Source organism: Tardiphaga sp., from assembly GCF_044336785.1.
Taxonomy (GTDB): Bacteria; Pseudomonadota; Alphaproteobacteria; order Rhizobiales; family Xanthobacteraceae; genus Tardiphaga.
Map to the genome: position 1 here is coordinate 1 of NZ_JBIIOT010000001.1, position 26,222 is coordinate 26,222.

30 protein-coding genes and 2 tRNA genes are annotated in these 26,222 nt (G+C 60.3%); 16 read left to right on the forward strand and 16 right to left on the reverse strand.

What is annotated here, in order from left to right; genetic code table 11:
• Positions 1-7: 7 nt before the first annotated feature.
• Both ACIQ2A_RS00005 and ACIQ2A_RS00010 read right to left on the reverse strand, forming a co-directional pair.
• Positions 8-259 (reverse strand): ribbon-helix-helix domain-containing protein, encoded by a 252-nt coding sequence (locus tag ACIQ2A_RS00005; RefSeq protein WP_398474401.1) that lies wholly within the window; start codon positions 257-259, stop codon positions 8-10.
• A complete protein-coding gene (locus ACIQ2A_RS00010; RefSeq protein ID WP_398474403.1) occupies positions 259-516 on the reverse strand; it encodes a hypothetical protein in 258 nt (85 codons plus the stop codon). Before ACIQ2A_RS00010 ends, ACIQ2A_RS00005 begins: the two co-directional genes overlap by 1 nt.
• A 154-nt stretch (positions 517-670) precedes the next feature.
• Between ACIQ2A_RS00010 and ACIQ2A_RS00015 the strand changes: the two genes are divergently transcribed.
• From ACIQ2A_RS00015 to ACIQ2A_RS00030, 4 genes are read left to right on the forward strand one after another with little or no spacing between them, the layout of a single operon-like run.
• On the forward strand, positions 671-997 hold the full coding sequence (locus ACIQ2A_RS00015; protein ID WP_398474405.1) for a hypothetical protein: 327 nt from the start codon (positions 671-673) through the stop codon (positions 995-997).
• Entirely contained in the window at positions 994-1,215 is a 222-nt protein-coding gene (locus ACIQ2A_RS00020; protein WP_398474407.1) for a hypothetical protein, read from the forward strand. Before ACIQ2A_RS00015 ends, ACIQ2A_RS00020 begins: the two co-directional genes overlap by 4 nt.
• A gap of 6 nt (positions 1,216-1,221) precedes the next feature.
• Entirely contained in the window at positions 1,222-2,151 is a 930-nt protein-coding gene (gene ligD, locus ACIQ2A_RS00025; RefSeq protein ID WP_398474409.1) for a non-homologous end-joining DNA ligase, read from the forward strand.
• Positions 2,151-2,342, forward strand: a complete 192-nt coding sequence (locus tag ACIQ2A_RS00030) for a hypothetical protein (protein WP_398474412.1) — start codon at positions 2,151-2,153, stop codon at positions 2,340-2,342. The genes ligD and ACIQ2A_RS00030 overlap by 1 nt, the downstream gene beginning before the upstream one ends.
• 55 nt (positions 2,343-2,397) lie before the next feature.
• Here ACIQ2A_RS00030 and ACIQ2A_RS00035 read toward each other — a convergent pair whose 3' ends face one another.
• The 6 genes from ACIQ2A_RS00035 to ACIQ2A_RS00060 form a co-directional block, all read right to left on the reverse strand.
• The gene (locus ACIQ2A_RS00035; protein WP_398474414.1) at positions 2,398-2,607 is read right to left on the reverse strand and encodes a hypothetical protein; all 210 of its coding nucleotides are present in this window, start codon (positions 2,605-2,607) and stop codon (positions 2,398-2,400) included.
• Between the two features lie 582 nt (positions 2,608-3,189).
• The gene (locus ACIQ2A_RS00040; RefSeq protein ID WP_398474416.1) at positions 3,190-3,591 is read right to left on the reverse strand and encodes a hypothetical protein; all 402 of its coding nucleotides are present in this window, start codon (positions 3,589-3,591) and stop codon (positions 3,190-3,192) included.
• A gap of 235 nt (positions 3,592-3,826) precedes the next feature.
• On the reverse strand, positions 3,827-4,021 hold the full coding sequence (locus tag ACIQ2A_RS00045) for a hypothetical protein (RefSeq protein WP_398474418.1): 195 nt from the start codon (positions 4,019-4,021) through the stop codon (positions 3,827-3,829).
• 313 nt (positions 4,022-4,334) lie between these two features.
• The gene (locus ACIQ2A_RS00050) at positions 4,335-5,177 is read right to left on the reverse strand and encodes a hypothetical protein (RefSeq protein WP_398474420.1); all 843 of its coding nucleotides are present in this window, start codon (positions 5,175-5,177) and stop codon (positions 4,335-4,337) included.
• A 174-nt stretch (positions 5,178-5,351) separates the two neighbouring features.
• Entirely contained in the window at positions 5,352-8,750 is a 3,399-nt protein-coding gene (locus ACIQ2A_RS00055) for a P-loop NTPase fold protein (protein ID WP_398474422.1), read from the reverse strand.
• Between the two features lie 510 nt (positions 8,751-9,260).
• A tRNA-Tyr gene (locus ACIQ2A_RS00060) sits at positions 9,261-9,346 on the reverse strand.
• Between the two features lie 215 nt (positions 9,347-9,561).
• On the opposite strand from ACIQ2A_RS00060, the gene rlmB reads away from it, so the two are divergent.
• The 7 genes from rlmB to ACIQ2A_RS00095 all read left to right on the forward strand — a co-directional run bounded on the left by rlmB (position 9,562) and on the right by ACIQ2A_RS00095 (position 17,035).
• Positions 9,562-10,443 carry a 23S rRNA (guanosine(2251)-2'-O)-methyltransferase RlmB gene (gene rlmB / locus ACIQ2A_RS00065; RefSeq protein WP_398474424.1) on the forward strand — a complete coding sequence of 294 codons (882 nt, stop codon included), beginning with the start codon at positions 9,562-9,564 and terminating at the stop codon, positions 10,441-10,443.
• Positions 10,444-10,574: 131 nt separating this feature from the next.
• Complete coding sequence (locus ACIQ2A_RS00070; protein WP_398474426.1) at positions 10,575-11,699, forward strand: helix-turn-helix transcriptional regulator; 1,125 nt, start codon at positions 10,575-10,577, stop codon at positions 11,697-11,699.
• Positions 11,700-11,812: 113 nt separating this feature from the next.
• Complete coding sequence (locus tag ACIQ2A_RS00075) at positions 11,813-13,039, forward strand: hypothetical protein (protein WP_398474428.1); 1,227 nt, start codon at positions 11,813-11,815, stop codon at positions 13,037-13,039.
• 11 nt (positions 13,040-13,050) lie between these two features.
• On the forward strand, positions 13,051-13,347 hold the full coding sequence (locus tag ACIQ2A_RS00080; protein ID WP_398474430.1) for a hypothetical protein: 297 nt from the start codon (positions 13,051-13,053) through the stop codon (positions 13,345-13,347).
• Between the two features lie 12 nt (positions 13,348-13,359).
• Positions 13,360-15,894 (forward strand): hypothetical protein, encoded by a 2,535-nt coding sequence (locus tag ACIQ2A_RS00085; RefSeq protein ID WP_398474432.1) that lies wholly within the window; start codon positions 13,360-13,362, stop codon positions 15,892-15,894.
• 8 nt (positions 15,895-15,902) lie between these two features.
• Positions 15,903-16,199 carry a hypothetical protein gene (locus ACIQ2A_RS00090; protein WP_398474434.1) on the forward strand — a complete coding sequence of 99 codons (297 nt, stop codon included), beginning with the start codon at positions 15,903-15,905 and terminating at the stop codon, positions 16,197-16,199.
• Positions 16,199-17,035, forward strand: a complete 837-nt coding sequence (locus tag ACIQ2A_RS00095; RefSeq protein WP_398474436.1) for a DsbA family protein — start codon at positions 16,199-16,201, stop codon at positions 17,033-17,035. Before ACIQ2A_RS00090 ends, ACIQ2A_RS00095 begins: the two co-directional genes overlap by 1 nt.
• A 52-nt stretch (positions 17,036-17,087) precedes the next feature.
• Here the strand turns inward: ACIQ2A_RS00095 and ACIQ2A_RS00100 are convergent, their stop codons facing one another.
• The gene (locus tag ACIQ2A_RS00100) at positions 17,088-17,666 is read right to left on the reverse strand and encodes a hypothetical protein (protein ID WP_398474438.1); all 579 of its coding nucleotides are present in this window, start codon (positions 17,664-17,666) and stop codon (positions 17,088-17,090) included.
• A gap of 50 nt (positions 17,667-17,716) precedes the next feature.
• Positions 17,717-18,139 carry a hypothetical protein gene (locus tag ACIQ2A_RS00105; protein ID WP_398474440.1) on the reverse strand — a complete coding sequence of 141 codons (423 nt, stop codon included), beginning with the start codon at positions 18,137-18,139 and terminating at the stop codon, positions 17,717-17,719.
• Positions 18,140-18,431: 292 nt separating this feature from the next.
• On the opposite strand from ACIQ2A_RS00105, the gene ACIQ2A_RS00110 reads away from it, so the two are divergent.
• Complete coding sequence (locus ACIQ2A_RS00110; RefSeq protein ID WP_398474442.1) at positions 18,432-18,701, forward strand: hypothetical protein; 270 nt, start codon at positions 18,432-18,434, stop codon at positions 18,699-18,701.
• A 247-nt stretch (positions 18,702-18,948) separates the two neighbouring features.
• On the opposite strand, the gene ACIQ2A_RS00115 is transcribed toward ACIQ2A_RS00110, so the two are convergent.
• From ACIQ2A_RS00115 to ACIQ2A_RS00135, 5 genes are all read right to left on the reverse strand, one after another.
• Positions 18,949-19,023, reverse strand: a tRNA-Thr gene (locus ACIQ2A_RS00115).
• 430 nt (positions 19,024-19,453) lie between these two features.
• Positions 19,454-20,176, reverse strand: a complete 723-nt coding sequence (locus ACIQ2A_RS00120; RefSeq protein WP_398474444.1) for an outer membrane protein — start codon at positions 20,174-20,176, stop codon at positions 19,454-19,456.
• Positions 20,177-20,444: 268 nt separating this feature from the next.
• Entirely contained in the window at positions 20,445-20,921 is a 477-nt protein-coding gene (locus ACIQ2A_RS00125) for a TspO/MBR family protein (RefSeq protein WP_398474446.1), read from the reverse strand.
• 43 nt (positions 20,922-20,964) lie between these two features.
• Positions 20,965-21,390, reverse strand: a complete 426-nt coding sequence (locus ACIQ2A_RS00130; RefSeq protein WP_398474448.1) for a hypothetical protein — start codon at positions 21,388-21,390, stop codon at positions 20,965-20,967.
• A gap of 188 nt (positions 21,391-21,578) precedes the next feature.
• A complete protein-coding gene (locus ACIQ2A_RS00135; protein WP_398474451.1) occupies positions 21,579-21,845 on the reverse strand; it encodes a hypothetical protein in 267 nt (88 codons plus the stop codon).
• 273 nt (positions 21,846-22,118) lie between these two features.
• Here ACIQ2A_RS00135 and ACIQ2A_RS00140 point away from each other — a divergent pair, with 273 nt between their 5' ends.
• The 4 genes from ACIQ2A_RS00140 to ACIQ2A_RS00155 all read left to right on the forward strand — a co-directional run bounded on the left by ACIQ2A_RS00140 (position 22,119) and on the right by ACIQ2A_RS00155 (position 24,881).
• Positions 22,119-22,676, forward strand: a complete 558-nt coding sequence (locus tag ACIQ2A_RS00140; RefSeq protein WP_398474453.1) for a tetratricopeptide repeat protein — start codon at positions 22,119-22,121, stop codon at positions 22,674-22,676.
• A gap of 209 nt (positions 22,677-22,885) precedes the next feature.
• A complete protein-coding gene (locus ACIQ2A_RS00145) occupies positions 22,886-23,665 on the forward strand; it encodes an NAD kinase (protein WP_398474455.1) in 780 nt (259 codons plus the stop codon).
• A gap of 75 nt (positions 23,666-23,740) precedes the next feature.
• The gene (locus tag ACIQ2A_RS00150) at positions 23,741-24,286 is read left to right on the forward strand and encodes a response regulator (protein ID WP_398474457.1); all 546 of its coding nucleotides are present in this window, start codon (positions 23,741-23,743) and stop codon (positions 24,284-24,286) included.
• 16 nt (positions 24,287-24,302) lie between these two features.
• Entirely contained in the window at positions 24,303-24,881 is a 579-nt protein-coding gene (locus tag ACIQ2A_RS00155) for an Hpt domain-containing protein (RefSeq protein WP_398474459.1), read from the forward strand.
• A 149-nt stretch (positions 24,882-25,030) separates the two neighbouring features.
• Here ACIQ2A_RS00155 and ACIQ2A_RS00160 read toward each other — a convergent pair whose 3' ends face one another.
• Positions 25,031-26,209, reverse strand: coding sequence for a DUF2336 domain-containing protein (locus ACIQ2A_RS00160; RefSeq protein ID WP_398474462.1), 1,179 nt, complete (start codon positions 26,207-26,209; stop codon positions 25,031-25,033).
• Positions 26,210-26,222: the final 13 nt, after the last annotated feature.

A 26,222-nucleotide genomic window follows, 5' to 3' on the forward strand; every position in this document is an offset into this window, starting at 1 on the left:
GTTTTCACTAAGCGGGCGGCTGTTTGTCCTGCCCTCGATAGTGTTCAAGGACTGATAAACGCAGTGCTGAGGACACGTTGTGCCCTTCGTAGCCCTTTCTCACATCGGCGACGAAATCAACGACCGTCTGGCCGCGGCTCTGGGCCACGTTTTTCACCTCTTCCCAAAAGTCATTCTCAAGACTGACGCTCGTTTTACGGCCGTCGATCACCACTGACCGCTTCTTAATGCTTGATCGCTCGCCGAACGGTCGGGCCATCACTTTTTCTCGCGGCGGACGCCTTTGAATTTCTTCGCGACGGCCGTCTTCTTCGCAGTCTTTCTCTTTGCCGCCGCAGCCTTCACCGGTGCCTTTTTAGTCGTCGTCTTTCTCGCCTTCTTGACGGCCATAAACTCACCCGACGCCTTGTCGCGCTTCGTCCACGTGGACGCTCCACCCATCGTGGTTTTAGTCTGGCTACGCTTCTTCACTGCACCTTTGCGAGCATTGTCGCCTGTCGGTTTATTCGTTGCCATGTTCTTCTCCCTAAGCACCGCAATACCTACGGCAAGGCAAAAACTAGAATCTGATCAAGTGGTTCCCAGGCGTGCCGGAACGAATCAGCCGCACGCCCCTTGAATCCGCCGTCAGTTGCGGAGTTGCGTTATGCGTTCAGGATGGAGCCCATCCGTGGTGCCGGCCGGCGTCCACGATACCGTCTATCTCGTTGTCGATTGCCACGGTGACAACGGCTGTGTGTGGCGGGAAGCCGACATCAGCGGCACCAATCTAGAGACCGTCATCTCCGACCTGATGCGCGGGGAATATTCCGACCCGCAGTGCGTCGTCGCCTTCAACGCCACGGATAACTGGTCGCGGGATGTGACCGCCGACATCGCGCGTGAGATTCAAGAACGTTGTGATCTCGCCTATGAGGACGTGCCGCCTTGGCTGGAGGATCTCGTCCATCGCCACGTAAAGCCGGAGCGTCAGTTGCCGTTGAGACTGAAGCCATGAGCGATTCAAGCCCTTCGATTGCACCAGATATTGACGCCGCGAACCTTGGCCCCGATGCGCTGCTCGATCTTGTTGGGCACCTTGGTGCGGCACTGATCCAGTCGGACAAGATCACCGACCCCACAGTTGTGTGTCACCTGCAGTCGGCGCACCGGCTCGCGCTCGACCTATATACTTTGTCCGGCGGAAGCCAGCGATACCACCCCGTCGAAGTGTGAGCACCGATGCCTTACGCGAAGATCAAAGCGCCCGACGACGGCATCCGCGCAAAATATCCCGGCTTCGTGAAGCCGGCATTAGCATCCTCTATCGGTCGCGTCCCTGCGGGCGACCGCTGGGTGCATGAGATAAAGTTCGACGGTTACCGTGTGCAGGTCCATATCATCAACGAAGGCATCAAGGTCTTCACGCGGAATGGCCACGACTGGACCGATCGCTTCAAAAAGATAGCGACCGACGCTTGGCATTTGAAGACCAAGTCGGCGATCATAGACGGCGAGGTGGTCGTGCCGGCGGCCGATGGCACCACCGATTTCTCGGTGCTGCAGAAGGCGATGAAATCGACCAAGCCTTCCGACCAACTTGTCATGTACGCCTTCGACCTACTCTATCTGAACGGCTACGACATGCGGAAAGCGCCGCTGACCACGCGCAAAGCCGAATTGGCAAAGCTGCTGAAGGGTAGCGACATCCTGCTGAGCCAAAGCTTCGATATCGATGGCGCTCACATGTTCGAGACTGCCTGTGGCATGGGACTTGAGGGGATCGTGTCAAAACGGGCGGATAGTCGCTACGCGTCCGATCGCACGGATTCGTGGCTCAAGATGACGTGTCGCCAGCGGGAGACCCTATCCGTCGTCGGCTATGCGATGAAAGAGAGCCGCTTTGATGGCCTCATAGTCGGACGTCAGGACGGCGACGAGCTAGTCTACGCCGGCAAGGTAGATCACGGCTTCACACCCGGCGTAGTGACCGATGTCAGGAAGCGCCTTGCACCACTGGTGCAGCAAGCTCAGGCCTTCAGCCGCAAGATCAAGAAGCCGAACGCAGTGTGGGTGAAGCCATCACTCGCGGCCGAGATCGAGTACCGGGCGAAGTCTGCCGAAGGGAAGCTGCGACACCCTATCTTTAAAGGCTTCCGGGAGGATCTGTGATGCGCGACCCGGAGACGCTAGCCTTTGCTGTCCTCGATATCGAGGCCATACTGTCGGCCTATCTTGAACCCGGCTCGCGAGATGCCAACGGGACAATCATGGCAATTCTCGAACGTCTCGACCGGGATGATGTGCCCACGGCGGCCGAGCGCATCCGCAACGGCTTCGGGCGATACCGAGTGATCAAATAAAGCGCCGACTCGTCGCTTAGCTCGCGCCCGCCGCCCGGCGCGCCGTCCCCATCCTTCACTGCGCCCCGGGCTCGTTATCGTTTGCCAGTGGACGGTGAATTGCGATGAACTCGTCGTTTTCGGCGAGCGAAATCCACTGCAGAGCTTTCTCAATAAGCTCTGTCTGCTCTTGGATGTCCGTTTCCTCGTCGGCGCTTCGCGCTAGTTCGGCTGCGCGTTTTCGGTAGCGCCACGACTGTGCCGTCGGTTTGTGGTGCGCGTCCATTATCCCTCTCAGGAGGCCACGCACATACTCCAAATATCTTTCACCATAAATAGGCATCGGCACGAAAATTGGTTGTCGCCGCAAAAATTGCGGGCCTTTCACTACCGTGCCGAGAGAGATCCATCAGGCCGCGCGGCCTTTTAGACCTGTTCTACGCCACACCTATATTACGAATTGTAGCACTCTTAAGTTTCAAGCTGTTTTTCGCGCAATCGGCCCTTTGAGGCCAGAGCTTCCTGCGGCATTTCGCTCATGTAGCGCCGCGGCCGAACGAGCTGATTACTCACCCGAGCTAAAGATCAGCGACCAAGTTCTAGATTCCGCTTTGCACGCTGAGCAAGATTGCCGGAGGCGGAGACGCGAACTTTGGTAGCCTTCACGCGGATGGCCGCCTCGCTCCGCTTTAGCTGCCGAGCAACTTTCACGACCGAGACCCCGTCTTTCAGGAGCGCAACCATCTTCGCAAATTCGGCCTCAGTCCATTTCCGGCGCGGCCGCAGGGTGAGTTTCATCGTCATGCGGCCGGTTTAGCAAACGCTCCGGTCGCACGACAAGCCTTCGAAAACGAGGCTGCAAGAGAGCCTAACCAGCGCGACGCGGCAGGTATCGTTGATCGGCGATATTGATCACCTTTGCGGAGGTTTTTGCAGCGGGGTGTGTTTCGGTGGCCACGATGGCGATAGCAGGCTTAGCATCTAGGCACGGGGCGGCTTGCTCAGTGACCGGCTTCGATGACGCGCCGTCCATAAGCCGCAGAGCTTTGCGGCCGGCGTCAGTAATCTGCCAGCCGGTTGCGTCACGCACGACGTAACCTTCGGTGAAGATGTCGAGGCCTGGCGCGTTGGAAGCCAGCCTTTTAATGCGCTGCGTCCATGCGGGCCCGGCGCCGGCAAGCATCTTCAGATCGGCATTCATCGCCGCAAGCGTCGCTCGGCCGTTCGGGTGGCCCGACAACACCAACATAATCTGAACTTGCAACGACACGCTTACGCTCTCACGCTGCCGGATATCTGATCCTGACAGATCTGTGACGGATATCTGCGTCGCGGATGATTTGTCCACAACCTGCCGGGATATCCACAGCGACATCGCTATTGCAGCATATTTAGACCGACGCCAATTGCCAGCGCACTCTCTGCTCGATACCCAAGAAGGAAGGCTGGCGTTGACCCCCTCCATTCCTCCGCCAGTCCGGCCCGGCGCTTCGGCGTCGGGTCCTTTACGTTTCGCTTCGACGTCCGTCGTTCGTGGAGATGGTTTCGTCACCTTGGACGCGATCGGTCCGGTCGCGTTCCGCAATCAACGACCTTAATCCCGGCTTTCGACCATTCACACGGAAGAGCGCATGCACCTTGCCGTCTACCGTCGCGCAGCCGCCACGCATGTTTGGAAAGATTAACGTCGCTTCGCTCATTTCTCTGCTCCTGATTTTCACGCAAACAACAAGAGCTAAATTGGAGCGTTCCGGTCAGCCTGCCGGTAGGGTTACCACCTAGTTAATCGCGGCCCCCTGCCATCCTGGCGGTTTGGAAAGACATGAATTGTTATCGGACGGCCTCTCAACTGACCTGAAACCTTTCCAAGTCATCGCCATTGCCAAGGCAGCATACGCCGGGTGTCAAGCGGCCGTAACGGGGATGATGGACGCGGCGGTTTTGCCGATTTCTCGTCGCGACAGCAACGCATAGGTACGCGTGGCAATCTAACCCGTTCTCGACGTGCGCGTTTCACCTTACTTCGCTAGGATTGAAGCCAAACAGTTCGATGATCCGCTTGTCCGGCCCACCTATCCCGCGATAGGTATCGAGATAGACCGCTGCCTCTTTCGTCAGGCCTGCTCTGACCTCAGAGTCCTTATAGAGCCTCAATAGCTGTCCCTTGAATATCTCGATGCCCTTCTTGTCAGCTTCGTTCAGCTGCTTTGTGGGCGTTGCAAGACCTAACTCCTCTTCAAGGGAATAGGTATCGAGCTTGGAAAACAGGTTGTAGTTTGGCTTCCAACTCTGCTTCATCTCTTCGTAGCGAGTAGCCTCCGCTTTCATGTCGTCATTGTTCTCACGGTTACCTTGCATCCGAAGAGCGTTAGCTTTGAAGCCAAAATAACGGTCCAACGTCTGTACATAGTGCATGTACATGTCGAAGCCCATCAGACGGACGTACTTCTTCGCGAGTGAACGTCGCTCTGCCTCCGGCACTCCAAAATCAACAAGCTGGATATTGATTTCATCCAAGCGGGCTTGATTTTCAACAGCACTGCTTGCATCCCAACGCTGACCGATGCCGACCGCCTCGTAAGTGGACTTTGCGTTGATGACGGCTAACCGACGCAGTTTTTCGAGAATCTCCTTGGCCTCATCGAGGGTTTTGACCAACCTCGCCTCAAAGCCCCAAACCTTGAAGACCTCTAGCTTCGGCATGAAGAGCATGAAGGTGCAGGCGATACCTAGTGCTCCGAGAAAAGCAGCGGAAGTAACGCGCTGGTTGAAACCCTCGTATGCAGCCAGGATCAAAGCGCCTACGGCGATGATGCCCGCGACAAACAGGACGATGTCTCTCAATCGATCAAGCATGACGACTTCCAAACGTGGCTCCCGTAGATCAACTCACGGCGATAATTAGAATCTAATCGCGACAGAGACGCACCGGCAACGTCGCAATTTCAAGCCGTTACATACCCCAAGCTGTAGGCGGGCATGCCAACCGCCCGGAGCGCAGAAAGGATCGGGCGATGCGGCCGGCACAGCTCATTCCGGACTGCCGGGTTCGTCACTTTCTTTAATTCGCATTCTAAGCGCTTGCGCAATCCGCTTTAATTCGTCGCTGCGATCTGTGTCTTTGAGCGCATCGACAATCGATGTTCGGAGATAAGTCTTCGTCGCCGGTGCCGCGCCTTCCTTCCACTTCCTGAGCTCAACGGTGTGCTCTTCAGCAAAGATGGCAAATTCCGCTGACTTTTCCAGCATTGGGATAACGAGATGCCTAACGCTTTCGTCAGATCTCTCTTTAAATTGACCGAGAGACAAAAGCTGACCGCCCCCATGCTTTAGCACATGCCACGCGCCCGGCTGATGGACGCCGTTGAGTAGCAGGTCGCGAATGCCTCTAAATAGAAATTCGCGTCGAACATCGTCCAGCATTTGAGCTGCAAAAAACGCTCTTGCAAGGGAATCATCTGGTTCGGACTCTTGAATTTTTGTCTCTATGATTTCTTGGATGGATTTCTGTAACGCGTCGCCGAACACAAACCGTTTCGGATCAACTCTCACGCTGCTCTCAAGCGCTAGGTACGCGTAATCGTATTCTTCTATGGTCTCTTTCCAATCTTCTGCGCTCCGCGCCTCGGATAATTCATAGACCATGGCACGTGCTTTCGTGCCGGCGTCACCCTCTAATTCAACAAGGTGGCTGAGAATGATCTCTGCCTGTCGACTGTTCTTATAGTCTTCAAATTTCGACCAGAAGCCTTCGTAGCCCTGCAGCTCCCGCGCAAACGGCTGTTTCAACTCATCCGGCAGGAATGAAGCGTGTCCCGAGAACTTTGGTATGACCTCTTCGAGATGGAGAGGACCGAGATCGCGCGCTATAAGCCGCTTCTCAAAGATTTTACGGAAGATTTTGCCGATCTCGCCATTCGCTTGCGCAGCAGCAAACAGATCGCGGAAACGCCCGTAACGCCGCAATTTAGAGTCCAGAAGGGTCAGGAGCTCGGAGCCTTGTGGAAGCTCGCCGTCGATTTGATGCAGTCGCTGCCGTCCCGCCTCACCATTGCCAACCTGGGTCACAATGGAGAACTTCGGGTTGATGAGTATCGTGAGAGCGAGCATTGAAGCGAGCGCCTCATTCTGCTTCGCGTCTTGTGCTTGGTAAATCCTGTCGAGCAAATGTGATGTTGTGAGTGGCTCGATGTGCTGCTTTGAGTTCGCCAAAGCTGCTCGTGAGTTCGCAAGACCAACCCAATCAACGGCATTGGCGAAACCGTCATCAGAAACATTGTGAGATTCCACGAACGACTTGGCTGTCTGCAGCGGCTTAGACCAATCAAATGACACAGATGACACGATGAGCTTCTCTAAACGGGCTGAGAATCTCGCTTCGAATTTTGATGCTTCGGCGTTAGCCGCCACTGTAAGTCCAATGTCTGAGGACTCGCTTGCGGACGTTAGCCACTTCAGCGATGGATCAGACGTGCTGTAGTTGTCTAACAACTCCATCAGAAAGGCAGGATCATCGGGTGATGCGATACGGCTCTGCTTATGACCAAATTTCTTCGTCGAACTGACGATTGTGTCGAAGCAAGCCTTCCAACGTTTTACCGGCACTTCCGTGGCATTCCCGAGGTCATCCTCAGCTAAGCTCTCGATTATCGACGACAGCAAGGGTGGCCTGTCTTTGCCGGGGCAGTTTGCCACCAATGCTTCAATGCCCGATGAGGAAAGTTCACTGACTTCACCCCACGCGCTCGTTCGATCGGTAAAAATGTGGCGCAAGCTGGCGTGAATTTCTTCCTTGACAGGAACCTTTTCTTTCGTTGTTCGCTCAAGTAGCGACGCGATCGTTGATGCGAAGCGCAATCGGGAGGCACCGTTCGACGAGGAGGTTGACTCGATATGGCGCAACAAGACTGTTTCAAAACCTCTGACTTTGGCGAGCTGAGCGAACGCGCTTGCATCTTCGCTGGTGATCGCGGCGCTGATCCGTGGCGCAATAAGAACTTGCAGCGCGTCCTCGCGGCGTACGCCATAATGTATTGCGGCAATGCTCTCCGCGTAAGCAGGATCGGTGCGCTTTAGTGATCGCTGATCAGTTGCTAGATAGCCCGAAGGGTCTGCTGCAATGTTAGCCCTATACAAGGCATAGTGAGCGAGTGTCGCCACAGCTATCTCGCCTTTCCATTGCATGTACAGCACGGCCAAACCGTTCGTAAACGAGTTGATGTTCCTTGGCGTGACACCTTCGTTTTTTGCTTCGACGTGAAGCCGATAAACATTGATGACCGAAAAAACTTCTTCGGGCTCTATTTCTGGGATCGTGCTCTTAAGCCGCGACTCCATGTAGTCGTGCCAACCGGATTGTGTCGGCGGATTAACATGGAAGACGAGATCAAACGTTTTTTCGATAAAGGCTTCCGCTAGAGAGTGGCTTTGCGTTTCCTCTTTGCCATAAATTCTGCGGATTGCGCTCAGATCGAGCGGCAGCACAACTGTTAATGCGCTATCGGCGCCAGGATTATCAATCGCTCCGCTATCCCCCATGAAGAAACTTCGAATTGTCGCCCATATAGCGATTGCTTCCGTTTCAGGGATGCGGTCCAGGTTATCAATGATAAATACGAAAGATCGATTCGATGCCGAAACAGACGATATGATCTTTTTAAAAACTTTCTGAAATTCGAGAGCTGTTGGCTCAGGCGTACGCATTGTGCGCGTTTTCACCTGCTGCACTGCCTTGTTCACGAAGATCGAGAAGACTGTCGAACTATCCGGGCTTCTATTCGTCGTGAAGTTTGATTTTTTATAGAACGCACCTTTGAGCACGCTCCGTTCGGGCCGCTCGTATAGGTACGCGCCAAGTGCGGCGAATGCCGGCAGAGATATGAGACCAAAGCCAACATACTGCAGGGGCCAGCACGTCCCCCACACGTAGGCATTTGTTTTGTCGGCGAGCTTCCATCCCAACGCGGCAGGCAAGAGGGAAAGCGCAATGAGCTTTCCGGGCAGACTCAGGGTCGGGGTTGTCGTAACCTCACTATCATCGCGACGTTTGCTCAGACGGTCCAAATCTTCGCGCCATTGTTCTGTCGTCGTTAAGTTGATTGAAACAAGATATGCGATGAAACTTTCCAAGAAAGATCGCCTTGGACCATCGCTTTGATGGAGCCATGCGTCATAATTGAAAAAGCAAAATGACTTCGTTGCGTCAGACTTTGTCAGTTGCTGCTCAAGCAGTCGAACGATGGTCGACTTGCCGCTGCCCCACGATCCTATCAATCCAATGATGTTGGATTTTGCGGACGAGGTTATGACCTGCGAGATGGCGGACGCGACCCTCTCGTGAGACCCGAAAAAGTCTACGCTCGCTGCCTCGTCGTTGCGGAAATTTGGTACCCCGGAAACCGTAGTCGTCTCAATCGCTTCCTGCGCCATTATTATCGCCGTTGCCCGATCGTTGAAGTAATCGGCTAGGCGTCCGTCAGCCAGCGCAGCGCCCGACCAATGTCGCGCCCGACCGGCAAATTTATCGGATCACCCCAACCACAACTAATGAACCGCAACCTTAACTTGAGAACAAGGCCGCTGACGTTAGACCTTCGAAGCGCGCAGAGTCGGCGAAGATCGATGGGGGTCGGTGTCTAGTCTGCGGCGACTCCGCAGCTCGCGCTGAGATTATCGTCTATGTCTACGCGGGAGTGCAGTACGTAGGCATAGCTAAACCGGCCATTCGATTTGCGGGCCGAGATGCCACGCTTAAAACTGAAATTTTGAAGAAGTTAACGGAAGCGTCCGGCGACAAATCGCACCCGCGCCGCTTTGCAACTCGATAGGGACGTGCAAGTGCGCGGACCACACCCCTGCCCACACCCCAGCCGGGCGAATGCAGTGAACCGCACCTTCTTCAAATCGGAAGTCGCAGCGATTTATGCAAGGAAATCAAAATGGTGGGGGAGGCAGGACTCGAACCTGCGAAGCCATAAGGCGGCTGATTTACAGTCAGCTCCCTTTGCCACTCGGGACACTCCCCCGCTCGACGCCATCGCACCATCGTCCACCCCATGGGGTGTTCGGACGGCCTTGGATGACGTGGAAACGCGCACCCGCTCAGCGGGCTCCCGGCGGCCGCTTTATCGGGAAGCGCGGCCGCAAAGTCAACCGATCATGACGGATTTATCCGCTCCTCCCTGCCTCATTGTTCCCAAAGGCAAATTGCCAATCCCCGGCCTCCATGAGACAAGCCGGCATGAGCGACAAAGACCGCAAGCAGCGATTCCAGCGTGGCCCGCAAAAGGGCCGCGATTCCGGCCGGGATCAGGGTCCAGGCCAGGATAGAGGCCCAGCCCGCCCTCCCCGCGACCAGGGCCGCCGGCCGCCGCGCCGCGGCCGTGACAGCGGCGGTCAGGGCGGTGATGGCCCCGCCATCCTCTATGGCTGGCACCCCGTCACCCTCGCGCTGGCCAATCCGAACCGCACGATTCGCAAATTGTGGCTGACCGAGAACGCCGCACGCCGCCTCGCCGACGAAAACATCGACACGCGTGTCACGCCGGAACTGGTGCGCCCGGACGTGATCGATCGCCGGCTCGGCCCGGACGCCGTGCATCAAGGCATGCTGGCCGAGGTCGAACCGCTGGAAGGCCTCGATCTCTCCGAGCTGCCGCAGGACGGCATGGTGCTGGTGCTCGACCAGATCACCGATCCGCACAATGTCGGCGCCATCCTGCGCTCGGCCGCTGCCTTCAAGGTCAATGCCGTGATCACCACCAACCGGCACAGCCCGGAAGCCACCGGCGTGCTGGCGAAATCCGCCTCCGGCGCGCTGGAACTGGTGCCGATCATCGCCGTGCCCAACCTCGCCCGCGCACTGAACGAGCTCAACGAGAGCGGCTTCATGACCGTCGGTCTCGACAGCGAAGGCGCCGAGAATATCAGCGCGGTGCCGCTGAGCGCCCCCCTTGCCCTCGTGCTCGGCGCCGAGGGGCAAGGCTTGCGGCGGCTGACACGCGAGACCTGCAGCGTGGTGGCGCGGCTCGACATGCCCGGCGAGATCAAGAGCCTCAACGTCTCCAATGCCGCCGTACTCGCGCTCTATATCGGCGCCAGCAAGCTCGGCCTGATGAACTGAACTTCGGCTGATCGCTGCGGGGCCGTTCGCTGCATGACGGCAGCACTGTACTGTGCGCGTCAGCAGCCACTAGCAAATCCCGCCGATCTGGTACTATCTTCCCGGCGCTGAGTTAGTCGCGGGGGCGAAGAATGGATGCACGTGTGCTGGATCTGGTCGGCTCGATTTACGACGCCGCGCTGGATCCCGATCTCTGGCCACAGGCTTTGGCCGGCATCTGCGACTATGTGCCAGGCACGATGGGCAACATCTTCTCGCAGGACTCGTTGGCGCTCTCCGTGAACCGGATGTTCACCTGGGGTGACGATCCTCACCACACCCAAGCCTATATGAGCACTTACGCCCCGCTCAATCCGCTGTTTCCCACCGGCATGTTCTTTCCGCTCGGCGAGGTCTACAGCGCCGCCGATATCATGCCGCTCGACGTCCTCCGTGAAAGCCGGTTCGCCCAGGAATGGCTGGCGCCGCAAGGCTATGTGGATTTCATCGCCGCCAATCTGGAGCGCACCGCCACCGGCATGGTTGCGCTCACCGTGGTGCGTCATCGCGATCAGGGCCCGGCCGATGCCGAGGCGAAAGCACGCGTGGCGCAACTGGTGCCGCATGTACATCGCGCCATGATCATCGGCCGCACAATCCAGCTTGCCAGGGCCGAGGCGGAGACCATGGCGGATGTCGTCGACGGCCTCTCGGCGGCGCTGTTTCTGGTCAGCGCCGATTGCCGCCTCGCCCATGCAAACCGCGCTGGCGTCGCCATGCTCGACGACAAACGCGTGGCACGGATTACGTCAGGACGGATCGCATTCGGCGAAGCCGGACGCGAAACGTTGCTCGAAGAGTTGGCCGCGCGCGCGTCCGAAGGCGATGGGGCGATCGGTACGGGCGGCATCGCCGCGCCGCTCGGCCGCTTTGGCGAGGAAGAATTGGTGGCCTATGTGCTACCCCTCACCTCGCGTGAACGAACACGCATCGGCAAGGCCTATGCAGCCACGGCGGCGGTGTTCATCCAGAAGGCATCGATCGATTTCAAGAGCCCGCTGGCGCTGATCAGCGAGCGCTTCAACCTCACTGGCGGCGAAGTGCGCGCGCTCAGCGGATTGCTGGCCGGCGATAGTGTCAAAGAAGCAGCGGCCCAACTCGGCCTTGCGGAATCCACCATGCGCAGCCACCTGCACCGCCTGTTCGAGAAGACCGGCACCAGCCGGCAGACCGACCTCATCAAGCTGGTGACCGGGTTCGCCGGGCCACTCGGCTGAAATATTTCGGCCCATCCATCATCTGATGGATGCAAGCGCCCAGGTCGTCCGTCACCTTCGCCTCGCTGAGAAGTGGGGTGCAGATGGGAATCGGTTTGATACGACGCGCCGCAATGCGCGGCATCGGCGTGGCCGCCGTGCTGGTCGGGACTGCCGGTGCGGGATTGGCCGATCCGGCGCCATCACATTGGACCGCGAGCTACGGCACCGACGTCCGTATCTTCTCCTGGGACGCAACGCGAAAAATTCCGGGCACGCTGCCGGAGACGCGCGAAAGCGGCACGCAGATCCTGGTGCCGCTCAGCCTGCAACTCACCGGTCGCCCCAACGAGGACTGGAAGCTCGACTTCCTCACCCGCGGCGGCTTCATGTCCAGCCGCGTCACCAATAACGGCGCCCAAGGCGCCTATGATGGTGCGACGGATACGTCGATCACCGGCACCGCCACCTATTCCGGCTTCGGCTGGTGGCAGCCTTTCGGATCGCTCGCCGTCAACCTGCCCACCGGACAGACCGTGCTGCGCGGCGCCGATGCAGCGGCGCGCGGCGATACGGATACGGCGCTGATCCCCGTCTTTGGCGAAGGCCTCAATGTCGGCCCGACCATCGGCACCAACATCCTCTTCAACAGTTCGCTCGTCGGCTCCATTGCTCTCGGCTACACCAATCGCGGCAAGTTCGAGCGCGAAGGCCCGACCATTCTCGGCGTGCCCACCAATGATCAGCTCAATCCCGGCGATGTCACCACCGCCACCGGCACGCTCAGCTATCGCGGCGAGCGCCTCTCGCTGAAAGGCTCCGTCGCTTATTCCTGGGAGACCGAGACCACGCTCAACGGCCAGTCATTCTATCAGAGCGGCGACCGCGTCATCCTGACGGGGGCTGCGGGCTACGCCTTCGATGCAAACTGGTCCACCAAGGGCCAGGTCACCTTCTCTCACTTCGATCGCAACAAGGTTCGCTTCATCGGCATCTCCAGCCTCCTGGAAGAGTATTTCAACTCCAACAGCAATCTGACGCGCGTCGTCGCCGATCTGACTTACGCCAAAGACGGCTGGTCCGTCGGTCCGGTCGTCTCCTATCTCTATCGCGACCGCAACGGCTACGACCCCACCGCCTTCGAATTCGTCAGCGCCAAGACGGCCTGGACCGCCGGCATCGGCGCCAGCGTCACGCCCACGCCGATGACGCGCCTCACCATGCGTGTCGAGCATTTCTGGGCCGCCGATGACAGCAGCCCGAACAAGGTCCAGTTCAACACCGTCATTCCGAATTCCGGCAATCCCTCGGTGCAGACCCGCGGCTGGCTGGCGTCGGTTGGCGGCGTGATCCGTTTTTGAGAGAGGCTGAGATGATGCGCCCTGCTCTATTCGTCGGTTGCCTCGCCTTTATCGCTGCCACACCCGCGCTGGCGCAGAACGTTTGCCCCGGCGGCGCACGCGCAAGTTCCGGCCAATGCGTCGATCCCCTGCTGATCGCTGATGCGCAGGCCACGGCACTCATTCTCGCTCAGCCAAAATTATCGCAGACCCAGCCACCGATCCCGCTGGAGCTCGACCGCACCAATCCTGTCACGCGCGACTACATCGAGAACCAGATCGTCGGCCGCTTCTCCACCTCGCGGCTGGCCTCACCGCGCACGCCATAAAGGACATCGGCCATGCGCGCGATCTCGACATGGCGGTGTTGGTTCGGCGCACTGGCATTGCTGTGGCTCGCCATGCTGCAGCCGGCGCAGGCGAATTTCTTCGACGAGGTCGGCGACAAGGTGGATCAATGCATCGCTGCCGCGCAGAGCGTCGGCAGCGCCTATCTCGTCGCCGCGCAAAATGCGCCGGGCATCGCCGAATGCGCGGGCACGCTCGGATCCTCCAATGTGGTGGGAACGGCCATCACCGGCGTGATCGCCGGCATGTATCTCGCCGGCGTGTTCGACACCGTCGATCAATGCAATGGGCTGATCACCGGCGTGGTCGCCATGGCACTCGGCAAGATGATTGCCGAAATCCCCGGCCTCGAAGACGCGCTTGTGGAGCTTTTCGGCGAGCGGGCGGTCAAGAAGCTTATCGATGTCGCCGCCGAAGCCATCGTCGAAGAAATATCCAACATCCCCGGCCTGTCCGTCGTGTTCAGCTACATCACCTGCGGCTGCACTCTGGTGGGGGGCCTCGCTGAGATCAATTATGCCATGATCGAGGCCAAGCAGGACTCGAAGGAATGTCTCGGCCCGATCGGCGATGCCATCGGATGGCTGGAGGCGCAGGGTGATTGGGTTTGGGGACATACATTCGGTGCCATTCCCTCACCATACGCCCACCCCGATCTTGGCGATCATTATTACATCGACCCGAACAAGACATGCCCATTGGGCGCCTACTGGAGCAGCGGCGACGCCGTCTACACCAAGGCCGCGGCGGAAGCGCAATCGGGCCAGCTCGTGCTGCCTGACAATGAGGTGAGCAGCTTCAAGTCATACGGCATGTGCACCTGCCCTGCGGGCACCCTGCCCGTCAATAAGGTCAAGGATGGCGTCGGTTACGTCGGCTGCGGCTGCGGTGAGGACCAGGTGTTCAACGACGCCATGCAATGCGTCGACGCCTGCGGATACGGCACCAAATACTCTTTCACGAAGCATCAATGCGAGCCGATCTGCAAATACGGCGCCTTCCAGGGCTACGACAACCACAAGAAACCGATTTGCTTCACCAGCTGCGACGATCCCGCAGCCGTCTTTGACACCACCAAGGGCGCTTGCGAAGTCTGCCCGGCAGACTTCTTCACGATCCGCACAGGGACCGGCGGCGATGCGCGCGGCTATTGCATGCCCTGCGGCGACAATTTCAAATCCAATGCAGGCGCCACGACCTGCGAGATCATCTGCCAGGATCCCTGGACGAAATACACGCCCACCTCGTGGAAGGGCACGCCGACCTGCGAACCGAAATGCGGCCCCGGCCTGCAATATGTCGAGACCAAAGGCGGTGGCGATGCGGGGCTGCCGAAGTGGCAGTGCAATGCCTGTCCGGAGAACACGCAGCTTGATCCGCGGACCAATAGCTGCGCCCCCTGCGCACAGGGCGCGAGCTGGTCGGCAGGCGGTGGTGCTTTTGGCGGCAACAGTGCCTGCACCTGTCCGGTCAATACCGTCGCCATCGATGGCATCTGTCAGCAATGCCCGAGCGGTTCGCTGCCGGGCCGCGACGAATTTGGCAACATGGTGTGCAGCGCCTGCCCTGGTGGCAATTGCGGACCCGACCGGCAGGCCGTCGAATGCCGCAGTCTCAACGGCGTCTATGACGCGACGGCAAAGACGTGCACGCCCTGCGGCAAGAACGAGCGTGTGATGGGCAATGTCTGTATCTCGCAGACCGCAGCCAAGCCACCGACCAGCACCGACGCCTCCGTGCCGAAGCAGCCGGGGCCGCTCACATTGGCTCCCTGTCCGGGCGCCAACGAGGTGCATGAAGCGCTTAGCGGACAGTGCGTCTCCTGCGGCGATGACGCCCGCGCCATGGCCGGCGTCTGCGTTCCGAACGAGAAGCCAAAGCCACCGGGACAATCTCTCGCAGGTTCCGCATCGATCCCGACCGCACCTTCACAGCTGCTCCAGCCTTGCAATGACAAGATGCAAGTGCGCGATCCCTATTCCCTGCGCTGCGTCAGTTGCGGCGACAAGGCGGTCGCCGTGAACGGCTTCTGCATCGCCAAGGATGCGCCGATGTCGGTGCCGGCAACTCCGCCAAAGGCACTCACGCTGCTGGCCGACGCGCCCGCCAACAAGCCCTGCCCGCCCGGCACCTACGCGTCCGGCCCGTTCTGCGTGCAGGAAGTGCTGCCGCAGAAGGACGCGGGCTTGAAGCGCTGTGGACCGCGCGGACGCGATCAGGTGATCGACGGCCGGGCCGACGGCGGCTGCGTGCCTTGCGGCGCCGGACGCAGCCCGAATGCGCAACGCACGGCCTGCCTTGTGGTGGCGTCACTGCCGCCACCCGCGAAGCCGGCACCGAAGAAGGAAACACCTCGCCCGGCCAAGCCGGCCTTGAAGGGCGAGAGCGCCGATGTCGTCGCGCCGAAGAAGCCGGAACGTCCGGTGCGGCCCGCACCGCCGGCGCCGTCTCTCGCACCCGATCTGGATTTTGACGGCTCGTCGTTGGGCTCGCGACCAGGCGCAAGCGGTCGGAGACAGACGCGATGAGAATTATGATGTCTCGCACCATCACAGCTCTGTTTGCGCTCGGTTTCTACGTCGCGCCCGCGCAGGCGCAGACCCTGCCGGCGCCATTGAGCAATCCTGACAAACCGCCCATCGGCAGCCTGTGCGAGACGCCGAAGCGACGTGGCCAGGGCATCATCAAAGTGGATCTGTGCGGCCGGCTCTATTGCGGTTCGCCGAGCTGGATCGAGCCATTTCAAAAACGCGATTACGACCGCAAGCGCATGCCCTGCGAATTCAAGCTTGTGAAAGACATCTGCCGCTGTGTGCCGGAAGGAACGAAATAATGCGCCACTTTCTTCGCGCAGCCGTGATCACCGCGACAGCGATCATCGTAACCGCCACTCCCGTGGTCGCGGAGGCCCAGAAAGACGAGATCGAAACCGTGTTGCGCGATTATCTCGCCACACGCCCCGATCTGCTGGAGCAGCTCATCCGGGAGGCGATCGCGAAAAATCCACAGATCGTGCGCGGTGCCTTCGCCGACGCGCTGAAATCGCGGATCGGACAAAACCCGGCGCCCGCTGCAGCGCGCCCCGCAGCAGCACCGCAGCCTCCACCGGATCGCACCGAAGCAATCAAGACCAATGCCGAAGCGCTATTCCGGTCGACGCATCAGACCACTTTGGGCAACGCATCCGGCCCTGTCACGGTGGTGGAATTCTTCGACTATAATTGCGGATTCTGCCGCCGCGCTGCCGAGGACAAGTTCGCGCTGATGGCCGATGATCCGGAAATCCGGGTCGTCCTGAAAGAACTGCCGATCCTTGGCCCGCAATCGCTCGAAGCCGCGCAGGTCGCCGTGGCCGTGCGCATGCAGGATAGCGCTAATGGTCGCATCTACCGCGCCTTCAACAAAGCGATGTTCGGCGGCGGCCAGGCCAACCGCGCAGCGGCCATGGAGGCTGCCAGAAATGCCGGCGCCGACATGACCCGTCTTGCCCGCGATGTCGCCAGCGACGAGATCAAGGCGACGCTGGACGAATCCATGCGCCTCGCCCGTGCACTCGGCATCACCGGCACACCGAGTTATGTGATCGGGGAGCGCGTGATACCCGGCGCCGTCGGGCTCCCTGCCCTCCGCGAGCAGGTGCAATTGGCAAAGGCCTTGGTGTCGAAATGAAAATGCCCGCCTGCATCGCTGCAGACGGGCATTGATCTTCGAGATGATCGGATCAGTAAGCGCGGCGCAGCGGGCGCTGCTGATACTGATGGTGATAGCCGTGGCGCGGGCCGTAGTGACGCGATCCGTAGATCACGCGTGGCTGGGCGTAGCGGTGTCCATAGTGGCTACGCTGTGCATAGCGCACGCGCGGCTGCATGCTGTAGCCATAGCGATAGCTCGGACGCAGGCGCGGCGTGAACACGACCGGACCGGCGGTTTCCTGGCGATAGCCGTAATTCGCGCTGTAGCTGTAGTGATTGTACGGATTGGCATAGGGGCCGCCGTCATAGCGCGGATAGCCGCGCCAGCCGATGGCGGTTTCCTGATAGGTCGGGGCCGGCCCGAACTGGCCGGGGCCGCTATAGGTCGGGCCGTGATTGACGTAAAAATACTGACGCGTCACCGGGGTCGGATCCGGCAGCACCTCATAGCCGGTATAAGCATAGCCGGTGCCGTAGCCGGCATAGCCACCGCCGCAGGGCGAGCAGCCGCCGGCATAATAGCCGCCGCCGGCCATGGCGGGCGACGCTGCCGCGCTGACGGCAGCAACGGCAAAGGCCGCAGCCCATTTAGCAATCGTGATACGCATAACGCACTCCTGATGGTGTTTTCTTGTTGGTTTGGTGATGGAAACTCGGGTCAGCGCCGCTCCATCGGCGGCGCGACGATGACCGGTGGTGGGTTCATCGGAACGTCATTGGTGCCCATCGGCGCTGACTTCGCCGACCAGTGCTCGTGGAAGCTTTCCGCCGGCTCCGGCAACTTGCGATTGGCCGGCGGCTCGATCTCGAGCCGGCCATAGCCAGGCTTGTGCCCGAGGCTGGGATAATAGTGGCCGACATTCGGCACCGGATCGATCGGCCGTCCGCCATAGATGGTCGGCTGCACATGGATGCGATTCTCCAGGCCGCGGTCGCCCTCGATCACGCGATAGGACGCGTCGACGCCATTGATGATGATCGGCACGCCCGGCCGGCCGGGAATGACGATATTGAACCCATCGCCGGCCATGGCGGGCAGCGTCGAGGCCAGAGTAATCAACAGTGCCGAAAAGACCCGCATGATGGTGTCCTGCATTGGTGGCGGTAGGATAATCGAAGGCCTGGCAGGATGGGTTAAAGGCCGGAGGCGAACTGCCGGTAAGCCTAACGCGTAAGCATGCGATCCAGTTCAAATGCATGGAATCGCGACGAGATTCCATTAACGCATGGACGGCAACCCGCTTATCATCGCGCGCAGATCAGGCTCAGCCCACCACGGTCGTATCTTGCGGATCACTGCCCGCGCGTGGTCTGATCCGCGCCGACCGACGGGGCCGTCCCGTCATCTCACCATTCGCTTCCGGAGAGTTCTTATGAAGATCCTCAGCGCCGCCATCATCCTTTCGACGCTGGTCGCCACCCCCGCTTTCGCCAAGCACTGGAAGCATCACCGCCATCACACAGCCGAGACCTTCGTCTTCGCCGCGCCCGGCCAGCCCTACAGGATCAGCTACCTGCACAATTACGGCCCTGGCCTCACGCCTGGCACCTTCGCCTATTACGATGGCCCGCTGTCGCGCCGCTGCAAGCAGTCCGCCGCCGCCTATCGCGGCCAGGACGGCCGCGCGCATCCGTGTTTCTGAGACCGACAGCACGCACTGCAGATTAGAACCCGCACGCAAAAAGCCCGGCGCCAATACTGCGCCGGGCTTTTGCACACGTGAAAGAGATCGATGAACGATAGAACTGGAAATTTCAGCTGGGCGCGTTTGCTCATCCTGGTCGCGGCGGTGACCCTGATCGCAGGCGGGACGATGGGCTCCGTCCTCATCGCGTTCCGATTGATGAAGTAAGAGGCCACCACGCCTGGGAACCAGCGGCCGCATTGGATGGTGCCGGCAGAGAGGATTGAACTCCCGACCTTCGGTTTACAAAACCGCTGCTCTACCGCTGAGCTATGCCGGCTGCAGGATCAATGACTTAGAGCCAATGCGCGGCCCATTTCGGGGCAGCGCCGGCAGGCCGATCCTGTGTTGCGCCGTCCATTATCAGAGTTGCCGGCGCAGGGCTACTGGCCGGTGACATGTTCTCGATTTCCCACAGCGGACTTGCGGCCGCCATGCACGCTTACAGCCGCCCGCAAAGAAGCAGCACATTGACCGCACAGGCGGCCAAGAGGGCGACGGCGAGTGCCGTTTGACCCCCGTTACACCAGATATGATCGATCATTCTCATTGCCTGATGACCATCAGGCGATTCTAGGCAAGGAGTCTCGCGGCTTATTTTTCGGAGGATTCAGGACTCGTTTACTTTCGATTCCGCCCTGCCCCGGGGATCCTGCCAAACAAAAAGGCCGGCGAAACGCCGGCCTTTCCGCTGAACCGAACAGGCTCGCTCAGTAGCGCGCGATCTGGGGGCCGCCCCAGCCGAAGCGATAATTCAGGCCGGCCTTGATGGTGTGTTCGTCATTGTTGAAGCTCGTCACGCCGGCCGGGAAAGCCGTCGAGGTGAGCGTGGTGTTGCCGAAATTGTAATACTGGTACTCGATCTTGCCCGACCAGCTCGGCGTGAACATGTATTCGAGACCGCCGCCGACCGTGTAGCCGCTCTTGCTGTTGCCATCGACGCCAACCGGCGTCGCGCCCAGCACCGGCGTGGTCACGACGAGATCGTTATTGCCGCGCCAGGCATAACCGCCCTTGGCGTAGAGCAGCGCCGGACCCCAGGTGTAACCGAGGCGACCGGTGACCGAGCCGAGTTCGCTATTGTTGCCGGTGAGCGTGGTGCCGTTGGTATAGGCGAAGCCGGTATTGTTGCTGCCCATCCAGCTGTAATTGGCCTCGATGCCGAGCACCCAGTTGGTGGCGAACTGATAGTCGAAGCCGCCCTGCACACCGCCGAGAAAACGACCGCTGTCACTGGTGAGGCTGTTGCTGTCGCCGAAAGCGCCGCCGACGTGGCCACCGATATAGAAGCCGGTCCAGTTATAGACGACCGCAGGCGCGGTATAGGCCGGCGCCTTGGTGTAGGTGCGGGCCGGAAGATCGGCCGCGAAAGCCGAGGTGGATGCGGCAGCAATGGCAACGATGGCCGATGCGCTCAGCAGAAACTTTTTCATTTGAAATCCCCTGTGTTGCGTTGTGATGGTCAGAAAACAACGTGGCCGGACTTTGGTTGCTTCGCGGCGTTCCCTGCCACAACGAACATTCTTGAGTGCGACATAGTAGCAACACTCGGTTCCATCTGTGTTGGACACCCGAGGGGCGGATCTGGTTCATGGGAGAGTGTGTCTGCCTGAAGTTTGCCGCAGGAAATGGCGCTTGTTTCGCGCGCAAATCGGGAAGAACCGCATCATTTCTTGCGGCAAACCAGCGGCAGACTTGCGTTCAATTCAGGGCAACGATGCCGGCATTGAGCGTGCTCGCATAGAGCACCCAGCACAGATATGGAACCAGCAACGCCGCAGCAAGACGGTCAATTCTTACCGCCGCCCAAATTGTCGCAGCGATCATGACGGCCATCGCGACGATGATGACGAGCCCGGAGCGGAGTCCGTGCCAGCCGAAAAACACCGGCGACCAGATCGCATTCAAAGCCAGCTGCAGCGCGAACAATGCGATCGCATATCGGCGCGCGACCGATGGCGGCACGCGGTCCCATAACCGCCAAACTGCAACGGCCATCATCACATAGAGCGTCGTCCATGCGATCGGAAACACGAATGGCGGCGGCGTCCAGGACGGCTTGGCGAGACCGGCATACCAACCGGCAATTTCCGGCCTGGTGAAGACCGAACCGACAATGCCGATGCCCAGGCAGACGACGAGGCAAATCAGCAGTCGGACGATGGAGCGGACAGTCATGAAGCCATCACGATAATTGCGGAGTTGGAAAAGACCCAACGCGTCAGCGGGTCATCTTTTCCATCTCGGGGAACGGCTGATAGTTCGCGCCTGCGCATAGTTCGGCGCTGTTATCGACAACACGCTCGAGACGCCCATCGACGAAAGCGACACCACGCTCCTGCACCGGCGTGTAGCGATTATTGAAATCCTTCGCCGAATAACGCACGCAGGCAACATAGCGCATATTGCCGCCAACGCTCCGCTGTACCGGCTCGGTGAGCATGGCGCCGCGCACGCCGACGGGGTCGTTCAAATAAGTGCGCATGAAAGCGAGCAGATCGGTGCGGTAGGCAGTGGGAAACGGCTGCACGCCGCTCGCGCTCTCGACAAAGCTGACATTGCCGCTCGGACCACCACCGCACGCTGCAAGGCTCAATGGAAGCAGCAATACCACCGCACGTATCGTGTTCTGCAAATTCACGCTCATTCTCGCCTGCCCGTCCGAATTCCAGCGATTCCTAGACGGTTCGGGCACGGAAGGGAATTCGCAACTCGGTGACGAGGAAACCGGCAATCGGTCCACCCCGCCATTTCCGGGGACGCGGAAATAGCGGGGCGACCGTCAAACTCCGTGGCCGCAGCTGGGCAATGAAAACGCCGCGGCCACGGAGCTCCTCAACCGTGTTTGTGCACGGTTTTGGCTGTGATGGCGGAATGCTTGAAATGCTTGTGGTGGCCAAACTTCTTGTGGAAGTTGAAGTGCGGATGCGCGTGCGGGCGCACATGATGGCGATGATGCGTGACGTGGCCGCGATGCATCTGCGCCTTCGCATCGAGCGCATTGGAATGCTGCGTGCGGCTGGCATGGCCAAAGCTGCCTGCAAAGGCCGGCGCGGCCAGCATGGAAACGGCGATCAGCGCGGCGGACATGGTCTTCAACATGGTCTTCTCCTGTCGATCAAGATCAAGAAAGTGACCGGTCGGGATGGCCGGGCTTGTCGATCATGCAGCGAGGTTAGTTCGGCCGCGCTGAACCCATGCTGACGCGCGCATGCAGCCTTCGTTCATCTCGGTGACATCTTCGTCATGCGCGCAAGTACCGCCAAAACCGCGACCATCAATGCGGGAATGGACAACCTTCTGCGGTGTTCATTCCGTGTTCACAACCGCTGGCTTCCGTGCCAGACTGATCCCGCTGCAAACAGGAGCGCCGCAATGACCAAATCTCTGATCCGGCTGACGACACTTGCATTGCTTTCGACTGTGATCGCCGCCTCGCCGTCCGTCCTCACCACCGCCTACGCTGCTGGCAGTGACACGCCGTCCACGCCGCCGCCCTCATCCGATTCGAAGAAGGGCACCAAGGACCAGAAACTCAATCCGACGAAGCCCGACGATCGCGCTTTCCTCGACGGCTATCGCGCAGCTTACGCCACGGTCTATGACAAGCACGACTACACCGCCGCCATCGCGCAGCTGAAGGCGTTGAAGCAGGACGACCGCGCCGACGTCGCCAATCTGATCGGCTATTCCTATCGCAAGCTCGGCGACTACAAGGTCTCGCAGGCCTATTACGAGCGCGCGCTGAAGGCTGATCCGAACCACGCCCGCACCTGGCAGTATTACGGATTGTGGCAGGTCGAACAGGGCAATCGCGATCAGGCGCAGTATCACCTGACCAAGCTGGCCTCGCTCACCGGCAAGAACTCGACCGAATACAAATCGCTCGCCGATGCACTCGCACAGGCACCGGGCACTGGCCTCACCTACTGATCCCGTTCGCGGATCAGTCCAAAGCCGGCGGGGCCCAGCGGGCTGCGCCGGCTTTTTGCTGATGGATGCAGGATGGGTTGAGCGGCGCTAACCATCCGCCCCGTGCCCCCTCGACACGGCGCCTCAAACTGCCGTTAAGTGCGGCTCGACAATCTTCAGCCCGGTCGATACAGACCGCACACACATCGAGCCAAGGCCTGCGATCCCCGATGACCACGCCCAAGCGCCTTGACCGGATCGCCTTCGTTGCGAGCAATAGCGAGGAGGCACAGGCTGCCTTCGAACAGCTGACGCAGACCTATGGCAACGACGACCCGCACAAAGCCGACGTCATCGTCGCGCTCGGCGGCGACGGATTGATGCTGAAAACGCTGCACGACCACATGCGCACGGGCAAGCCGATCTACGGCATGCATCGCGGCACGGTCGGCTTCCTGATGAATGAATATTCGACGATCAATCTGCACGAGCGCCTGGCCGCCGCGCGCGAGACCCTGATCAATCCGCTGCTGATGCGCGCCACCGACGTGCATGGCAGTGTGCACATCCATCACGCCATCAACGAGGTCTCGCTATTCCGCCAGACCCATCAGGCGGCACGCCTGCGCATCCTGATCGACGAGCAGGAGCGCATGGCCGAGCTGGTCGCCGACGGCATCCTGATCGCGACGCCGGCCGGCTCCACCGCCTATAATCTGTCGGCGCAAGGCCCGATCCTGCCGATCAATGCCGCCCTGCTCGCGCTGACGCCGATCAGCGCTTTCCGCCCCCGCCGCTGGCGCGGCGCGCTGCTGCCGAACAAGGCTTTTGTCGTGATCGAGGTGCTGGAAGGCGACAAGCGGCCGGTGGCTGCCGTCGCCGATCACGACGAGGCCCGCGATGTGCGCCGCGTGGAGGTGATCTCCGACCGCACCATCTCGATGCGGATGCTGTTCGACCCCGGCCACAGCCTGGAAGAACGCATCATCAGCGAGCAGTTCAGTTACTGAGCTACTGGCGGTCTTCAACCCTTCGTTAACCCCCTCGCCCCTATGGTTAACGCAGGGTAACTGCCGGCCGGGCCCATGTACCGCATCGACTTCAACAAGCTTCGCTTTCTGATCTGCGACGACAATCCGCATATGCGGCGCATCCTGCGCACGCTGCTGCATTCGTTTGGCGCGCGCGAAGTCTACGAGGCCGAGGACGGCGCCACCGCGCTGGAAATGTACAGCCACTACGTCCCCGACATCGTGATCGCCGACTGGGCGATGCCGATCTTCGACGGGCTCGAACTGACGCAGATGATCCGGCAGCCGGATTCCAAGGGCAATCCCTACGCGCCCATCATCATGCTGACCGCGCATTCCGAAAAACGCCGGGTCACCATGGCGCGCGATGCCGGCGTCACTGAATTTCTTGCCAAGCCGATTTCAGCCAAGGGACTTTATCAGCGCATCATGAGCGTGGTTGCGCATCCCCGCCCTTTCATCAAGACGCGCAATTTTTTCGGGCCCGATCGCCGCCGCAACACCACCGTGGCCTATATCGGCCCCGAGCGTCGCAATGGCGGCGAAGCGGAAATCCTGCAGCAGCCCTCGCTGCTCGATAAAGCCCGCGTCAGCAGCTAGTTTTTGGAGACTTTCGATGGCCAGGGACAAGCGACACGCGGCGATGATCCAGACCTTCGCCGATCATGCGGTGATCACGCCGCACCACTCACTGAAACATGCGATCCGCGCCACCGGGAAACGCGAGCTCGACGATCCCGTGGCGCGCGCCGAAGCGGCATTGGCCAATCTCTCCGGCGAGTTCAAGACCTGGATGCGCGCCGAATGCGATCGGCTGTCGGCGGCATATGCCGCCGTGCTCGCCAAGGGTTTTACGGATCTGACACGCGGCGAATTGTTTCGTGCAGCCCATGACATCAAGGGCGATGCACCGACTTTCGGTTTTCCCGCTGCAGGTGTCGCCGCAGAGAGCCTGTGCCGTATCATCGAACACGCCCCCAATCTCGCTGCCGTTCCGCCGGACCTGATCCAGCATCATATCGACGCCGTGCAGGCGATCGTCCGCGAGCACAACACGATCGAGAAGGCTGGCGTGGCCAACGAACTGTCCAGCCGTCTGCGCGCGGTGGCGGATGATTATCTGAACATCGTGAACAAGGATCGGCCGGAGCATCTCGATGCGCTGGCGGTGCCGAGCATCGCGCCAACGAACTAGCTGCCGTATCGCGACCCACTCAATCCCCTCACCCTGAGGAGCGGCCTCAGGCCGCGTCTCGAAGGATGGCCGAGCACCCGTGAGCCTGGCCAGTTCATGGTTCGAGACGGCGCTACGCGCCTCCTCACCATGAGGGGCAGAGACTGACGCTACGCTGCAATCGCCTCATACTCGTCTTCATCCGCATACATGCCCTGCTCCGCGAGTTCGTCGCAGAACAGGCGCGCTTCTTCACGCGCGGATTCCGTGGCGAAACGGCGCAGCAGGATCAGCAGCGGTTCGGAGGCTGCTTCATCTGTCTCGCAAGAGGTCAGCACGCGCTCGACCATGCGACGGCGCAGGCGAACGGCGCCGCCCACCGAACCGACAAAGCCGATCTCGTTACGGGCAGCGAGCGCGGCACGGAAGGCGGGGAATGTGGAGCTTGGCAGCCCCGCACGCGTGAGCAGCGCATTGACGCTGTGATCGGCACCATCCTCGACCAGCGCCGCCACGCGGCTCTCCGGCAGACCGGACAGCACCACCAGCGACTGGTCGAACAGCGCAAGATTGCCCGACAAAAGCGCGCGCAGGATCAGGCCCGCCGTAAGCTGCCCCGCTTCACGCAGGTGATGCACGAGATCGCGCATCTCCTCGCCGCGCGAACGCGAGGCGATATTCACGGTCGAGCGCGCCATGGCTTCATCGGCGACACGCTCGGCGCGGTCCTGCGAGAGCCAGTTACGGGCGACGACGAAGCGCGTCAGCGTATCGGAGAGTTTGGCGACCAGCGCATGGCGCGTCTTGGCCGGCAGGCCGTCGAGGGCGAACATCGCCTCGCGGATGGCGGCGAGATGGCCGTGGCGCTCGACGATCCGATCCCATGAGAACGGCGCGAGTTCGGCGTAGGGATTTTCGATCAGCTCGAGTGCTGCTGCGGCCGAGCCGACTTCGGCGATGGCGGCGCAGACCGAGGATGGCAGCGTGATGCGGCGCGCGACGGCGCATTGCAGGTCGCTTTCACCGGTGGCGACGATGTCGACCAGATCGGCATCCACCAGTAGCGGAGAATGTTCGAGCACCGGCATTGCCACGGAGGCCTGGTCTACCGCCAGCGCCTGCACGATGGCTGGCGGCGCGGAGGGCGCGCGGGCGAAGACGTCGGCCATGGCCCGCCGCACCAGCGGCGAAGCGTCGTCCAGCAACATCAGCAGCGCGCCTTCGGCGGCCGCCCGATCGTCGTCGGACAAATCTGAGAAGATGAAGGCCCGCGCCAGGGAGCGCGTTGCCTCTGCACGTTCGCTCGGAGGAGCGGTACGAACCCAACTGATGAACTGCCGAACGATCATGTCCTGCCGGCCT